The organism is Bacillus sp. FSL K6-6038 (assembly GCF_038050455.1).
GTDB lineage: Bacteria > Bacillota > Bacilli > Bacillales > Bacillaceae_G > Bacillus_A > Bacillus_A pseudomycoides.
In genome coordinates, this window is record NZ_JBBOUH010000001.1 from 2298978 (window position 1) to 2314619 (window position 15642).

The 15642-nt window shown below is 35.9% G+C and carries 14 protein-coding genes and 7 pseudogenes; 18 read left to right on the top strand and 3 right to left on the bottom strand.

Translation table 11 applies throughout. The features are described from left to right. Positions 1-41 precede the first annotated feature (41 nt). From NSQ40_RS11930 to NSQ40_RS11955, 6 genes and pseudogenes are all read left to right on the top strand, one after another. On the top strand, positions 42-344 hold the full coding sequence (locus tag NSQ40_RS11930) for a hypothetical protein (RefSeq protein ID WP_033798330.1): 303 nt from the start codon (positions 42-44) through the stop codon (positions 342-344). Continuing rightward, entirely contained in the window at positions 341-523 is a 183-nt protein-coding gene (locus tag NSQ40_RS11935; RefSeq protein ID WP_033798331.1) for a hypothetical protein, read from the top strand. The genes NSQ40_RS11930 and NSQ40_RS11935 overlap by 4 nt, the downstream gene beginning before the upstream one ends. Before the next feature lie 117 nt (positions 524-640). Next, positions 641-1812, top strand: a pseudogene (locus NSQ40_RS11940) (FtsK/SpoIIIE domain-containing protein). After that, positions 1754-2071 (top strand): annotated as a pseudogene (locus NSQ40_RS11945) (replication-relaxation family protein); the annotation flags it as partial. The pseudogenes NSQ40_RS11940 and NSQ40_RS11945, both read left to right, overlap by 59 nt. A 519-nt stretch (positions 2072-2590) precedes the next feature. Next, the gene (ltrA, locus tag NSQ40_RS11950) at positions 2591-3898 is read left to right on the top strand and encodes a group II intron reverse transcriptase/maturase (RefSeq protein ID WP_098159124.1); all 1308 of its coding nucleotides are present in this window, start codon (positions 2591-2593) and stop codon (positions 3896-3898) included. Positions 3899-4042: 144 nt separating this feature from the next. Further along, a pseudogene (locus NSQ40_RS11955) lies at positions 4043-4342 on the top strand (replication-relaxation family protein); the annotation flags it as partial. A 51-nt stretch (positions 4343-4393) separates the two neighbouring features. Here the strand turns inward: NSQ40_RS11955 and NSQ40_RS11960 are convergent. Beyond that, positions 4394-4975, bottom strand: a complete 582-nt coding sequence (locus NSQ40_RS11960; RefSeq protein ID WP_241776708.1) for a pesticidal protein — start codon at positions 4973-4975, stop codon at positions 4394-4396. A 484-nt stretch (positions 4976-5459) separates the two neighbouring features. Between NSQ40_RS11960 and NSQ40_RS11965 the strand changes: the two genes are divergently transcribed. The 5 genes and pseudogenes from NSQ40_RS11965 to NSQ40_RS11985 form a co-directional block, all read left to right on the top strand. Further along, entirely contained in the window at positions 5460-5855 is a 396-nt protein-coding gene (locus NSQ40_RS11965; protein ID WP_018782199.1) for a hypothetical protein, read from the top strand. Positions 5856-7011: 1156 nt separating this feature from the next. Then, positions 7012-7188, top strand: a complete 177-nt coding sequence (locus NSQ40_RS11970) for a hypothetical protein (protein ID WP_018782200.1) — start codon at positions 7012-7014, stop codon at positions 7186-7188. After that, entirely contained in the window at positions 7131-7355 is a 225-nt protein-coding gene (locus tag NSQ40_RS11975) for a hypothetical protein (protein WP_003199839.1), read from the top strand. Before NSQ40_RS11970 ends, NSQ40_RS11975 begins: the two co-directional genes overlap by 58 nt. 375 nt (positions 7356-7730) lie before the next feature. Then, positions 7731-7973, top strand: a complete 243-nt coding sequence (locus tag NSQ40_RS11980; RefSeq protein ID WP_033796750.1) for a DUF3947 family protein — start codon at positions 7731-7733, stop codon at positions 7971-7973. Positions 7974-8126: 153 nt separating this feature from the next. Continuing rightward, positions 8127-8474, top strand: a pseudogene (locus NSQ40_RS11985) (dUTP diphosphatase); the annotation flags it as partial. A 333-nt stretch (positions 8475-8807) separates the two neighbouring features. Here NSQ40_RS11985 and NSQ40_RS11990 read toward each other — a convergent pair. Then, the gene (locus NSQ40_RS11990) at positions 8808-8987 is read right to left on the bottom strand and encodes a hypothetical protein (RefSeq protein ID WP_003199845.1); all 180 of its coding nucleotides are present in this window, start codon (positions 8985-8987) and stop codon (positions 8808-8810) included. Positions 8988-9703: 716 nt separating this feature from the next. Between NSQ40_RS11990 and NSQ40_RS11995 the strand changes: the two genes are divergently transcribed. The 6 genes and pseudogenes from NSQ40_RS11995 to NSQ40_RS12020 all read left to right on the top strand — a co-directional run. Then, positions 9704-9892 (top strand): hypothetical protein, encoded by a 189-nt coding sequence (locus NSQ40_RS11995; protein WP_258248652.1) that lies wholly within the window; start codon positions 9704-9706, stop codon positions 9890-9892. Between the two features lie 163 nt (positions 9893-10055). Next, on the top strand, positions 10056-10235 hold the full coding sequence (locus NSQ40_RS12000; RefSeq protein ID WP_003199849.1) for a hypothetical protein: 180 nt from the start codon (positions 10056-10058) through the stop codon (positions 10233-10235). A gap of 330 nt (positions 10236-10565) precedes the next feature. After that, the gene (locus tag NSQ40_RS12005) at positions 10566-11219 is read left to right on the top strand and encodes a DUF6944 family repetitive protein (RefSeq protein WP_033798335.1); all 654 of its coding nucleotides are present in this window, start codon (positions 10566-10568) and stop codon (positions 11217-11219) included. 207 nt (positions 11220-11426) lie between these two features. Continuing rightward, a complete protein-coding gene (locus tag NSQ40_RS12010; protein ID WP_003199857.1) occupies positions 11427-11744 on the top strand; it encodes a hypothetical protein in 318 nt (105 codons plus the stop codon). A 32-nt stretch (positions 11745-11776) separates the two neighbouring features. Then, a pseudogene (locus tag NSQ40_RS12015) lies at positions 11777-12085 on the top strand (transposase); the annotation flags it as partial. After that, positions 12081-12434: pseudogene (locus tag NSQ40_RS12020) on the top strand (ATP-binding cassette domain-containing protein); the annotation flags it as partial. The pseudogenes NSQ40_RS12015 and NSQ40_RS12020, both read left to right, overlap by 5 nt. 270 nt (positions 12435-12704) lie before the next feature. Here NSQ40_RS12020 and NSQ40_RS12025 read toward each other — a convergent pair. After that, on the bottom strand, positions 12705-14051 hold the full coding sequence (locus NSQ40_RS12025; RefSeq protein WP_341286113.1) for an NAD(FAD)-utilizing dehydrogenase: 1347 nt from the start codon (positions 14049-14051) through the stop codon (positions 12705-12707). Between the two features lie 284 nt (positions 14052-14335). Here NSQ40_RS12025 and NSQ40_RS12030 point away from each other — a divergent pair. Next, a pseudogene (locus NSQ40_RS12030) lies at positions 14336-15555 on the top strand (glycoside hydrolase family 5 protein). Positions 15556-15642: the final 87 nt, after the last annotated feature.

A 15642-nucleotide genomic window follows, 5' to 3' on the forward strand; every position in this document is an offset into this window, starting at 1 on the left:
GCCAAGTGGAATCAAGGGCATCAAGAAGGGAGCTGGATTATATGCGTTGGCAATATGATTGCTTGAACGATACACCGTACCTTTATTCTTCAAAAGAATTACGAAAAATGTATAAGAATTCTAATGGCAAGAAAGAAACAAATGCAATTGTAGAGCATATGGAAAGACACGAAGTTTATAACAACAGAGAGTATAAAGGATACTACCGATTATCAAACGATATTATGGATGCTTTGTATGAAGAGGAGGACGAAATCCTTGATTGGCAAGAAGTTATAGATCAGTACCAACCGGTTATGACATCAAATGGTTTACGGCTAAAAAGAAAAGAGGGATTCAGATGACAATCGTAGGGGAAGCGGTAGTTGTGTGGACTGCAACAGGTTTGTCTGTAATTACAATGAAAGCTGCAGAAAAGATGGGGCAGAGTGTTCCACATTGGCTTCCACGTATGACCATGTACACAACGCTCACAGGCTCGTTCTTGTATCTTCTACGTTATGTTCTTTTCACATTTCTATAAGGGAAGATCAACCTGGAATTGTAGGACACTTACATGATATTGACATAAAACATGTACATCAGTTTTCCAAAAATAAGGGATATATACCCTTATAAAGGGTATATGGGGAGTGGGAAAATGATTGAATTATTACTTGCTCCAGCTGTAGGTTTAACAGTGGCATTATTCGGTAATAAGTTCAAAGGAAAAAATGATGATAAAAGGAAAATACAAGTCTTTTTTGAGGTATCTGGAATTGCAATTAAAAGAGAAGATAAGCTTCATTACCCGAAGTTTCAAAAGCAAATTGATGATGATCGTAGTACGAATTATGTGTATACATTGCCTGTTGGGATGCCGAGTAAAATTATTCAAAAAGTAGAGGACGTTGTTTCTGAAGGATTAAATAAACCAGTACGAATCGATTACGATAATTACAAGTTAGACATCCGTGTATTCCGGAGGGAAATACCAACAAATTGGCCATGGTCCACAGAATTAGTGAAGAAAGGAAAATGGTGTGTTCCAGTTGGTCAGAGCTTAGAACGGATTATATATCATGATTTCGATGAAACACCACATATGGCAGTAGGTGGTCTAATTCGTATGGGTAAGACAGTGTTCTTGAAAAATCTATTTGTGTCCATATCATTGGCGAATCCAAACCATGCACATTTTTATCTTATTGATTTGAAAGAAGAAGGGCTCGAATTTAGCGAGTACAAGAAACTGAAGCAAGTCGAGCAAATAGCAGAAACACCAGAACAAGCACATGCAATGTTACTAAAGATAATGGAGAAAATGAATGAACGTGGAAAGTACATGAAAGAACGCGGAATCAAAAACATTGTCCATACGAAAGAAAGAGATCGTTATTTCATCATAGTAGATGAAGGGGCAGTACTCGCTCCTTCAAAAGGATTACCAAAAGGACAGAATCAAATGTTAGAGCAGTGTCAATATATGCTCAGTCATATAGCTCGTGTAGCTAGAGCGCTAGGATTTCGTATTGTCTTTTGTACGCAATATCCAACTGGAGATACGTTGCCAAGAGTAGTAAAACAGATGGCCAATGCAAAACTCGGTTTCCGTTTATCAACGCGTATAGCGTTGATCAGTCCGGCGTAGAGAATTTACCATCCGTGCCAGGTAGAGCGATATATATGAAGGGGAATTTTACAGAACTACAAGTGCCATATATTGATGACAAAGTCATGTGGGAACATCTAAAAGAATATGAGGTGGAGAAACATGAACATCCAGAGTCATATGAAAATCAACCGTCAGATGACGATACTTACGACGATTAGAAAGCTGCAATTTGCAACAAGAAGACATTTGATGTGCGTACATGATATGGGTGGTATACGGAATGCAAATAGGATAATGGGTGAATTGAAACCATATGTCAGTAAGGCGATACACGGGAAGGAGTATGTATATTATCTCAATAAAGAAGGTCATTCGTTGTTTGGTGAAGGTGCTGTTGTTTCAAGAGGAAAAATGGCACATGCATTGCTACGAAATGAAGCTTGGTTACATTTGTTCTGCCCAGACGATTGGCAAGTTGGCGTGTCCAGATAAGGACACATTATCTAGTTGGTGAAAGTCCAATCGGGAGAATAGACTCCACTCCCGTAGCCTGAGAGGCACCATGAAGTGAAAGCGACATGGCGAAGCCCTCTGACATCACATGCAAAAGGCATGTGGGCAAATCTCCAGGTTGTAACGTACAGTGAACGTAGACGTAGCCTCGTTACACGCAATTCCGGTGGCTGAGACGGTCGATAACGTGCGAAAGCAGCAAGAACTGACCGAAACGAGTCTGGAACGGCAGTTCTCACCGGCGGGGTATCAGCGGCGACATGGAGAGAAAGATAATGTGGAAACTGGAGAAGCCCTCGACACCCGATGAAGAAACCTCATCGAGGAGACCGTCTCTATAACCGCGATCGGGAAGTGAGAACGGTAGGTGTCAGGGTGGCGGAACGGATCGTAGTACCAGAGATCTGCGTGCAGCAAAACGCGCGGGGAGGGAAGGGTCCGAACCTGTAAATATTTCGTACGACCAAAGGAGGCAAGGGTGCCATGACAAAAACACCTATTACTTTGCAGGAACTAAGGCGACGAATCTATCAAAAGGCGAAGTCTGAACCTACGCATCGGTTTTGGGGACTATTTTCCCACATTACCAAACTAACAACCCTCCATGAAGCATATCAGCATGCGAGGAAAAACGGCGGTGCCCCAGGTATCGACGGTCAAAGTTTCGCTGATATAGAAATAGAGGGAGTTATACCGTTTTTAAAGAACATCCAAGCAGAACTGCAGGCTGGAACATATCAACCACAAGCTAATCGTAAAGTAGAAATCCCAAAAGCAAACGGCAAAATGCGGACACTGCAAATCCCATGTATACGGGACCGTGTGGTCCAAGGAGCGCTAAAACTCATATTGGAAGCTATCTTTGAGGCTGATTTCTGCCCAAATTCCTACGGATTCCGACCAAAACGCTCCCCGCATCAAGCGCTGGCAGAAGTGCGACGCAGTGTACTGCGTCGTATGACCACAGTCATTGATGTTGATTTGTCACGTTACTTTGATACAATTCGGCATAACATCCTACTGAGGAAAATCGCAAATCGTGTCCAAGACCACCAAGTTATGCGCCTAGTAAAACAGGTGGTAAAAGCCGCAGGAAAGATTGGAGTCCCGCAAGGGGGACCGTTCTCGCCACTAGCGGCAAACATCTACTTGAATGAGGTAGATTGGACATTTGATACCATTCGGCGTAAAACGACGGAAGGCAACTATGAAGCTGTGAACTATCACCGATTTGCCGATGATATGGTTATCACCGTAAGTGGGCACTCCAGTAAACGGGGGTGGGCTGAACTGGCACTGCGACGACTGCAGGAACAATTGGAGCCTTTGGGAGTTGAACTGAATCTTGAGAAAACTCGGATGGTCGATGTCTTACAGGAAGAGTCTTTTGCCTTTCTGGGATTTGATTTCAGGCGAGTACTGAACCGAAATAAGACCCGACACTTCATATGCATGACCCCAAAGAAGAAAGCCCGTACGGCAGTGAAAGCAAGGATCCGCGAACTCATTCAAAACGGAGGAGCCAAACCAGCACAAGACTTAGTAAAACAAATCAATGCCGTACTAACAGGATGGGTGAACTACTTTCGAGTTGGAAACTCCAGCGGAGCATTTAGCGAAGTGCGTGACTATACGGAGATGAAAATCCGTACACTGCTGACAAGAAGGAAACGGCGACGAAAGCGTAGTATCGGATGGCAGAGATGGAGTAATGAATATCTCTATGGTGTACTGGGGCTCTACTGGGACTGGAAAGTCCATTCCCTTAAAAGCGCAGAGGGATACCGATGAAAGTGTCTGCGATTTGATAGGTCTCATAACCCTTTTGATGAAGTTTATGGGGTGAGCTGCTTGAGGGAAAACCTCACGAGCAGTTCTTATGGGGAGGGGTTGGAAACGGGTCATAACTGATACCGCGCCAGTTCTTTACCCGACAAAACGGAAATACGTTATAGAAAGAATGGAGAGAAAAAGAAGATTATTCCAGATGTAAAATACAGAGATGAAGAAGGGATACTTCATGCAGTTGAAGTAGATCGTTCACAAAAAATGAAGATTAATGAAGAGAAGCTAAAAAAGTATGAAGAGTTTACGCAAATTTATAAGCAAAAATATAATGGAAAGGTGCCAATTATTCATTTCTTTACAGTTACAAAATATAGGGAAAAGAAATTGGAACAGTTAGCAGCAAAATACGATATATATGTGAAGGTCTATGTGATTCAAAGTATATAAGAGTGTAGCAAAAAATAACCGCCCCTCTACTTATAAGTAGAGGGGCGAGGATTACGAGGGATAAACATCTTCAAATTTAATCCCAACAAGCATATGTTTCATCATTATAAGGCATTGTGCACTATCATTAACTGTGAAAGAACAAACTTCCTGTTTAGTTTTTTTTACAACCAAAACATCAAAACTAATGGCTAAAACGTCTGTAAGATAGTCTTTGTCCTGAGTATCTATAGCGATTAAAATATTATAAGTATATCTTGGAAAAACACTCCCAGTGTTATACCAGAAGATCCATGGTTCAGCATCTTGCTTATTTAAATTAATAAACATGTTAGTAATAGAATCGGTCACCTGACTCACAATATCTTGGTTTATACTTTCTCCCCAACGATAAGTAGGAAATGCTAATATATCTTTAATAATCAGATTACTAATTTTCTCGATCAATTCTGAAATTTGAAGTGCTTCTCCTCCGATGATTGCTTCCTGTGACGACTTCAAAAAGTTTATATCACGATTTGATTCTAGCACGTTGACTAGAGTGCGAGGATCAGTGAAATCATTAAAATCCATATCCAATTCTTCAAAGAATTTCTTTAATTTAAGAACCTGTCCAAAATGTTCTTGTTTCACAGCAAACACATTATGAAAGTGATTATTCCCCATTTTTCAACAGTCCCTTCTAGATAGAGCATAAGACAGATATATGATGGGAATTCCAATATATAACTATTTTTTGTTTTAAAATGTGGTACTGTACCTTTTCGAAAATAAATTGTCCTAAAGTTTTGAAGAATAAGATTGTTTAGGTTCGTTTTTTTTGTTCACTGTAGTTTGAATAAACAGTGAACAATTTCGTACGTTAAGGATGTTCAATAGACAGTATCTAATGTTTGTTATAGTACTTTGTTTTTAAGTAATGGGTTTGGAAACTAATTTTTGATCATATTTCTGTTAGTTTCGTTAAAAATAAATAAAGTTTCTTATAGGACGTTGTCCACTATGGACAAACTATATAGGGGAATAAATAGATAAACGGAAGAGTAAATATAATAATATGTTCTTAAGTGAATAGTTATTTTCATAATTGGTACAAATTTATATTTGGAGGCGTATTATGAAAAAGAAACTAATTGCTATATCAGTTGGTTATATTTTAATCTTAAGTGCATGTGGAAATAATAATGAATCTAGTAAAAATGAGTATAGGTTTAATGGTACCTGGGAATTGATAGACAAGACTAATACAAAATGTCCACCTACAATCGTGTTTTCAGGGAAAGATAAGATGGTATGGAAAGGACTCACTAAAGAAGGAGATAAGAAAACTGCGGAGTTACAATATACAAGAATATTTGAGGATGAATTCCAAGTAAAACTTACTGATCTTAAGGTTAATGGAAAAACAACAGAAAGCAGTGAAGAAGAAAAAACTACTGTTAAAATGATAAGAGATAATGATAGGTTACGCCTTGTGAATAATGGTAATTCTTGTACTTATTCATTAAAGTAATTATTTATTTTAGATATCATTTTATTGATAATGCGTTTAAAAGTACTCTTTAATGAGTGCTTTTTTTATTGGATAAATTGGACTTCTAAAAAGATATGCTCGACTTTGAGCTTATTAAGCACAGTGGAAGGGGATCGCGAAAAGCGAGTCCCTTCTTGAGGCAGCGCCACACCACCATCAAGTTAAGATTTTGAAGTATCTCCAAAGCGAAAAAAGAATTTATTACGTAGCCATAAACATAGGTAATAATGTTTTTAGTTATTAGGGAGTTCAGATAAAATACTCCAAATAAGGATATTAAATTATGGAATTTTTAAAATCCCATAATTTAATTGATGATTTTCGTCATAATGTCAGTGAGAGTGATGTGTAATTGAAGAAATACAATGAAGATTTTTAGTAGAAGAAATATAAAAAAGTGCTAACAAGTTTGCAAACAAAACTGCAAACTAAACGGACACTTCCAAGTAATGGGAAGAGTAAAAAAATAAGGACAAGCAGTCGTACCTGCCGTCCTCATTAGGAGAAAGATTACCCTGGATGAAAACCAAGAATAATCAGAAAACACGCTCGTAAATAGTGTTAACGTAAATTTAAATATATATACAACAAAATGGGATAAGCAAAAAATGCTTATCCCAAGAAGGGTAATTTAGGAGAAATTCAAAACACCAAAATGACTCGTATTGGTAAATAGGTTCGTTGATAGTATATGTGAAATGAAAAAGATTATACGAAAAGCAGATAGCTCTTTATGCTATCTGCTTACGTTGAAAATTATGTTTTCTCAAAAAACAGTAATACAGCAACTCACTTATGGGTAGTTTGTGTGAATTAAAAAAGTTTATACGAAAAAAGGGCAGACAACGCTTTTAGTTGCCTGCCGGTGGGGTGAATGAGTTAGCGAATTGCAATAAATTGCGTTCTCATTACAAGAAGAGTGAAGCCGCTAGTTCGGACGGCTTAAGGATAGTGTGGACTAAGAAATATGAATTTATGTGAAAAATGTAATCTGTTACGTCCAAATGAAGAAATAAATAGATATTCATCAGACAAGGGAAATGGAGCATATCTGTAATAAGGTGTAGAAAACTGTCAAATTGTGAGAAACCTTAAAAAGCTAGGCGATAGCCTAATCGAAGGGAGAACGGAGAATATGGCTGAAGAGAGAAACTGGGATCAAATCTGTACAAAGGCTGAGAAGTTACGTGCAGCTGATGAAAAAAGTGGACTTGGGGGAAAATCGCTGAACAGTTTGGTGTTGCGGAAGGGAATTTGTACTACTACATTTCTAGAAGACGAGAAGCAAAAAACATACCTAGAAAGCGTGTAGGAGCTCTGGAAGTTCCTTTAGCAACCCATCTTCTAAGCGGAACGGTTCAGGATTTAAATGATGTAAGAAGTGGAGCACATGAAGTAATGGAACAGAATCGTGAGTTATCGAAAGAAGTTGAACAGCTGCAGAAAGAACTTCTAGCAGAAACAACAGCGAGATCGTGAGGATGATTACAGCACTTTATTAAATGAATTCAAGTATCAAATTTGAATTTCATACAAATATACAGAGATTATCCTATAAATAAAAACTCTACTCTCATCATATAGAGTAGAGTTCATGGATGCAGTTGCTGAGTTCTCGGGATGGTGAACACCAGCAACTAAATAATATCATGAGTATTCAGAAAAAACATCGAGTAAATGTTTCCGATTTTTCAAATAATAGTTAATTAGAATGAAATGAATAAAAGCGTTATTTGAATAGAAAGAGATTAGGGAGTGACAAGATGAGAAGTTTCACAAATTATCAACTTTAAATCAATATGCATAGTATGAAAGATGGAAGGTGAGAGTATTTACGAGGAGGGGGGAAAACGAATGTTTCCCAATTATTTTTACAATGAAATGCGAATGCGTCCTTTAGGAGGGCAGGGTCCTGCGCAAAGTACAATTCAAGCTGTTCACCAGGCTATACAAGCACAGCAACAAGCGTTACAAGCACAACAAATGCACCAAAGTATACAACCTCACTATTCATCACAATATTATTACCCGATGTATATTACACAGGAGGGAATGCTTTTTTCAGGGATTTCGCATGAAACTGTATATGGTTTATAGCAAATAATAACAGGAGACATTGCTGTTCGATGGACACTTATTCATAAATAATTTAACAAAACGCTTTTTAATTAAGTTCCAGCTTAACAAAAGAGGATCTGCCACGAATAGCAGACCATCTCTTAAAATGGCAAAGAATAACTCTTACCTTACTCTTTTATCTGGCGAGGAGAAACGAAGGTTGTGCCAACAGGATTAGCTTTTGAGATTCCACCAGGATACGAATTACAAGTACGACCACGTAGCGGTATGACGCGTGACACGAAGCTACGAGTGATATTAGGTACGGTTGATAGTGGTTTTTGGGGAGAAGTTGGTGTCATTGTTGATAACGATGAACGAGTATTGGAAGTGAATATGCAGGCTCATGTTATTGAAAGAGGGACGCGCATTGCTCAAGGCGTTATAGCCCCAGTGGAAACAGCACATTTTGTGGAAGTGGACGGGCTATCGGAAAGCCAAAGAGGTAAAAACGGATTCGGATCAGCAGGAACTAAGTAATACCAAATTTAAATTTTCTTCAGGCTGAAAATTTAATGAAACAAAAAGTAATGAATAAAAGGAAAAATCCCTGGGGGACAGGGATTCGATAAGGGAGATATTGTTGTCGTGCAATGTCGAAATTTGGCATATTCAACAAATTAATATTATCACGAATTTTTAGGGGATTGTGATAGTGGATGTGTCAAAAATGTGTACGGGTTTCATATACAGGCGTTATTTTACAATTATCTCGGCCGAGCCCTTCATAAGGAAGAAAGTGGTTTTAAGGATTTTTAAGAAAAATAAAAAGGACAGCCGATATTTGCGACTGAACTCTTTTTATAAAAATCTTTATTTATCTTCAAGAGGTTTCATAACACTAGATGGAAGTTGATTGGTTGGAGCTAATACAGATTCTTCACTTGCTGGTTGAAGTGTTTTTAATTTTAGGAGTACACCTGCCTCTGTAGCAATTTCGTCCTCTTTTGCTTGATGGCTTGATGTAGATATATTTTCATTCGCTTTCTCCATTTTACATCCCTCCTTATTACATGTAGGTATACAAGCGACATAATTGTTGAAAATTACTAAAGTGTTTTTTAGTATTGTACTGATTATGAATAAAATCTATTGAAAAATCTTTTAGTAATAAATGCCGTTGTAACAATAGTATAGGATAGATTTAAAATATTATGCTGGATGGGAAGAGAGATGAAAATTAAACAAAATAAAAGTGTTATTTAATAGCAAATAAAAAGAGAGAACACATATGAATGTGCTCTCAGAAAGGTAGATTTTTTATGAGAAAGGGTCTACATAAAATAATATATGCTTGTCTCAGTTAAATGTGAAAAAAATCAACAAAACGCTATTTTGTATGTAATAAAAATGCCATCTTTCAATGTGAGGGCATATGAGTAAGCATGTCTTATATCCATAATATATGCTTACCCTATCAAATAGTGACAAGTTAATAAAAATAAAAGAGCAGCTAGTAAAAGCTAACTGCTCGGCTCCAATGGGGGACTGGAGAAAGATTATTGTATCTACAGTATTGACGGAATATTGAGTTTTATTCAAACGGAAATGTTTATTAGGGAAGTCACACCAAAATCTTTGTTATTAGCCATATTAGATATGAATATTATTACTCTAAAATACAGAATATAGACTAATAAACAAGCTGTTTTTTGTTTTTAATCATAGAATATGATGAATCCTATTATAAAGAGGAGGTAATCATATCTATGAGATGTAATTGTCATTTTAATCGCTTTCGAGATTGCGGTAGATTTTGGGATGACTTAATGTTCTGTAGATGCAGACATAGAGATTGTGATGACCGTCGTTGTAGACGCGACTGTGATTGCGATGATTGTCGTCGTAGACGTAAACATGATCGTGATTGTGATCGCAATGAGCGTCGAGAGTGGTAAATTTTTTTGAAAGAGTGCTTTTCTTCAAAGCACTCCTTTTTGTTTATGGATTTTCTGAATTCTTTATTGATAGTAGTTATTTAATAGAAAGAATGTAGTTGTAATTCAATTTAAGGGCTAACAAAACAAACGAACAAAACGAACAAAAATAGAGGAGGGAATTATGGATTCTAAAGTAACGTTTACTATGCAAATGAATGGTGAGAGTAAAGATGCAACTGCATATGTGAGTGGGATTACTAATTTAATACAGCAGAGAAAATGGCTTGTTCCTATTGGTCAAAGTCTAGAAAAAATCATTTATCATGATTTTGATGAAACACCACACATGGCAATTGGATGAAGAATTTAGTAAATTGAAAAAATATTTATAAATTGCACACCTTTTGAACTGGGCAAGCATATATTGAAGTATGGGACAAGCGTAAATCGCTTTTTTCATACTCATTGAAAACTCCTTATCACGAAAGAGCACTGTCGAGTGCTCTTTTTAATTTGGAATATATACATAGGTGAAAAAGCTTGGAGAAGTCATTTCATGCACAAAATGAAATGTATGAAAATATAATGGGAAAATGTAGGGAAGACATAAATATTATTATTTTACAAGTGGGTATTGATGTCCGTGAATCCATGATAAATAAGATGATTCTAATATAGGTGGATGAATAATATGAATCCAAGAAATTTAACGGTTACGGGAGCATGGTTTCAAGTAGGTGGAAATACGATAGCTGCCATTGGAACTACAAGAGGGTTTATAGGAGAAGAAAATGTTGAAGAACCACTTGTAATTGTAGGTGGATCATTACAAGCTCTTGGATATATACTGCAATTGATAGCGTTAAAAGATTCCTTTGAAAAACAAGGGATGAAAGTAGAAGAAACTGCACTGAGTAAAGAGGAACAAATGAAACAAAAAAATAAATCTTTGGAGAAAACAGGGATTGAATTATTAGCTTTAGGGAATGTTTCAAATGTAATAGGAACGTTTTTTAATATACAAAAAGAAATGGAAGAGAATGATTATCTCATTATCACAGGAAATAGTCTACAGTCTATTGGTGCATTTGTAGGGGTAGAAGTGGCATTGAATGAGGAGCCTGAAATTCCATGGTTGATTGTAGTGGGTAATTCACTACAAACGCTAGGAGCTGGATTACAAGCATTTCAAGGCATACACAACATATCCAAGGAAAACCAAATGATTGAGAAAAATGATAGAGAAAAAGAAGATGAGAGATTCGTTGGACTAATTGGTATTTGGATACAAGCAATCGGTACAGCAGTTTCAGCAATTGGAATCACACAAATGATAGAGGATTGAGTTTGAAACTTTAGCTATCGAGAAATTAGTATGAAGATTCATATGAATGGAAGGAAATATTTCATTCTCTTTTAAGGTCGGACAAGGACTTTAGGGAGAATTATTTTCTATAGCTCAATTTTTGGTAATTTAAAAGAATAAAAGATGTTTTATAGTGTAGGTTTTTCTTCTTTCCTGTCGAAGATGTAATAAAAGGGGGGTAGTAAAATGGCACAGTTTGAAGTTGGAAAAATCACTTATTTAGGAGAGAGAAAAGAAGAAATAGATTTTCGAATAGCTTATGTAAGGATTGATGACTATTTAGACTGGGAAGTCATTATACGTGGAACTACTGATAAAGATACAATTTTTATTGAAATAATGAAGAAAAATGAGCAACCGGTATTTGAATTTATTACTACTGAAGGTGAAGTTCTTCAAGGTAGGACAAAAATAGTGAAATTTATCCCGAAATTAATTGATACAGAAATTGATTTATTTGGTATTGGAAAGTTAAATGGTTATGAAATAAAAAGCGTCCAATAGGACATAGCCATCAAGTTAAGACTATGTATAATTTTCAACAAAAACAACCAACGCGTCTAATCATCTATAAATTAACAGAATCTGAACATACAAAACGATTAGAACGGCATAAAAAAGAAAAACGACGAATGCCTAAATACGCGAGTGGTATCAACTTGTTTATTACAAAGATAAATGAAACTGACATGACGGCGCATAAAATTTATCAATTCTATTCTCTTCGTTGGCAAGTTGAAATTTTATTTAAAACATGGAAATCTATTTTTGGTATTCATGCGGTAAAAAAGATAAAACTCGAGCGATTCCAGTGCCATTTATATGGACAGTTAATTGCGCTATGTCCAACAAGATACTTCTCATTTGAAGGGATCGTTATCGGACTTTATTGAAGAGCACGAGATTGATGAGACGTTATTTAAATCCATCCTACGTAAGATGGATTTTGACCGAATTCAATTTGAGAAAGATATATCTCATTATTCTGGTGGACAAAAGAAAAAGCTGCTTATCGCTAAAAGTTTATGTGAAAAAGCTCATTTATATATATGGGATGAACCATTAAATTTTATTGATATTTATTCGCGTATGCAGATTGAAGAGCTTATTCAACAATTTAATCCCACAATGGTTATTGTTGAGCATGATAAGGCATTTCAACAAACAGTTGCAACAAAAACTATATCTATATAGTTCAAAGTGCATGATTGAAGATATAATCAGTAAATCAAGTCATTAAACTATAGGGCGCTTTAATGGAGTGATGAAAAAAGCCTAATTTCTCTACAATCAATTGAGAAATTAGGCTTTTTAATAGGAAAAGTAGGGTACATATTAACAGAATGCACTCATAAATGGGAATATGATATAAGACCATAAGGTTTTCCTACTATTCCCTTTAGGGGGGGAGTGTCAAGTAATGATGTTATTTGTTGTATATGAAGAATTAACTATTCTTTATAATTATAGTGCAGAGCTATTAGATAAACACTTTCCTACATATAGGCCACTTGCTGCTGCTTGAGATAATGAATGAGTAATACCTGAACAATCTCCAATTAAATACAATCCAGTAATAGTTGTTTCAAACCTTTCATTGATTTTAATCGTAGGAGCATAAAATTTCCCATCAATTCCATATAGTAAAGTATCCTTATCGATAGGTTCTCCGATAAATTGTTCTAAACGTAGCAAAAATTCTTTGAGTCCTTCAATGTATAATTGAGGGATTTCTTTATTAAGATCTCCATAATCCCCCTGTAGTGTAGGTTGTATATGATTATATTTCATCATCTTTTCCAAGGTAGGTTGTCCCTTCAATAAATCCTCCAAACGCTGTACAACAATTCGATCTCGTCCTTGGTTAATTCCTTTTATAATTGTACTCGCGTATAAATTTGCTTCTGTCAGAGTAGGGAAATAACGTGGGATAAATAACGTGAAATTTAAGTTAGAAGTGCCGGTTTTTTGTTCTCGAAAATTTTGTCCATCAGGCATAACTAAACCTTCTTCATACTTACGAACAATACGCCCTTTGGGGTTCATACAATAGGTAGTTGCTGTGAAATTGTCATCTTGATAAGAGAGTTTTGTTTCAAATGTGTCTTTTAATATTGAGCGTAATTGATGTTCTTTCATCTCTACTCGAATACCTAGGTCTACACGGGTCTGCTCCTGTGCAATTTCAAGGGAAGAGCACATTTCTTTTAACCAATCCGCCCCGGAGCGTCCAGTTGCAAATACTAATTGCTTAGAATGAACTATTCCTTGATTTGTAGTAATTTTAAAATATTGTTTCTGTTTAACAATATGTTGTACATTTATGCGAAACTGGATATCTATCTTGTCACGTAAATATTTGTAGAGTTGCTGAAAAATGTCGATCGAAAGTGTAGTGCCTAGATGCCTTACTTGTGTTGTTAGTATTTGTAAACCACATGCTTCGGCTTTTTTGGTGATATTTGGATTGTATGTGGAGTATTTTAGAACTGAATTTCCACCAAAACGACATAGGATCTTATCTACTTCATCCATTAGTTTTATAAAAACTTCTTTACCTATTTTTTTCTCAAGTTCTCCTCCAAACCCGTTTGTGTAATTAAATTTCCCTTCAGATTTTCCTAGACCACCAAAACCAAAATATTTGTCACATGCATTACAGTTACATAATTCCCCTTGTTCTAAAGGACAATTTCGATATTCTAATGGCTTACCTTTATCAAGAATTAAGATATTTTTGTTGCTTTGGGCTAATGCATAAGCCATAAAAACAGCGCTTACTCCAGCACCGATGATTGTAACATCATACATATTTTTTCACCTGCTATTGAATAGTTTTCTTGCTATTTCCCTAGTGTATAACAAATTTTCAACGTTTGGAAATGGCTCACATTGATTAGAGAGGTGAATGTTTTTTTATCTTAATTTTCAGAAGGATCACCGTATGTAATATAAAATGCTTTAAAGTCCTTTGAAAGATATATTCTCATAAAATCAATAGAGTAGATTGCTAATAGTATAAAATGCCATATTCCTGTAACAAAGACAAAGTATGTTATTCGTATAACGAAAAACATTAGAAAGAAGGAAAAGTTATGAAAAAAGTCTTACCCATAGTTGTATTAATAGGCATGATGAGCTTTGGAGCGCAAGAAATACATGTGAAAGCGGAAACTTACAAAAGTGTAGATTCTAAAATGGACTTTTGGAATTCTAAAAGAAGAGGTACGAATTTCATGAATAGTACGTCCTTACCTGAAAACTACAAAAGTGCAAAAGAAGCTAATATTGAATATGTTCGTTTAGCACCAGATAAATGGGCGAAAGATAAAGATTTCTTATTTGAAGATAAACCAGATACTTCTGGGAAAGATTTTCTCATAGGGAATGCAGATAACTATCAAGGACTAGTGAAAGAAGATGTAGCAAAATTAAAAGCAGATTTAGATGCTGCACAAGTACAATTACCATGCTTTCCTTACCTGGTGATCGCTGGCGTGAATTTAATCATAATCAAAATGATGATCGAATTTGGGAAGAAGAAAAGTATCAAGAACAAGCAAGTCAATTTTGGAAGGATCTTGCTATAGAATTAAAAGATCATCCAGCTGTAGTTGGTTACAATATTATCAATGAGCCACACCCAGAAACGGCTAAAAGTAATAGATATAATGATTTTTGGACAGAAGATTATAAGAAATGGTATGCAAAAGTGGAAGGTACTACAGCAGATTTAAATAAATTCTATCAAAAGGTCGTTACCTCCATTCGTGAAGTAGACAAAGAAACACCCATTATATTAGATTCAGGTCTATACGCCACTCCTTGGGCTTTTAAATATCTGAAACCCGTCAAGGATAATAAAACGCTTTACGCATTTCATATGTATGAGCCGTATGAATTAACAAGTCAACGAGAAAATCAAAATAAAGAGTATCAATATCCTGGGATTGTAAAAGTAGGAGATTTAGAGAAACCTGTTATGTGGAATAAAAAGGGATTAGAAAAATTTTCGCATCCTATTCACCAGTGGTCTAAGAAAAATCATGTACCATCTAATCGAATTATTGCTGAGGAATTTGGAATTAATCGTACTGTTCCAGGAGCCACTCAATATATGAAAGACCTTATTTCTATATTCAATCAAAAAGGTTGGCATCAATCGTTCTACGCATTTCGTGAAGATACTTGGACAGGAATGAATTATGAACTCGGAACAGGAAAGATAAAATGGGACGAAGAAGGTAAGCCAATACGTCAAGAGAATCCACTTTGGGATGTATTGAAAAATGATTTGCAATCTCACAAGAAGTAAAAATGTCATTAAAGTTAAAAAGGGTGGTACGGGATTATAAAAAAGAACGCTTTCCCACTTTTGGGATTGCGTTCTTTTTTGTTAATA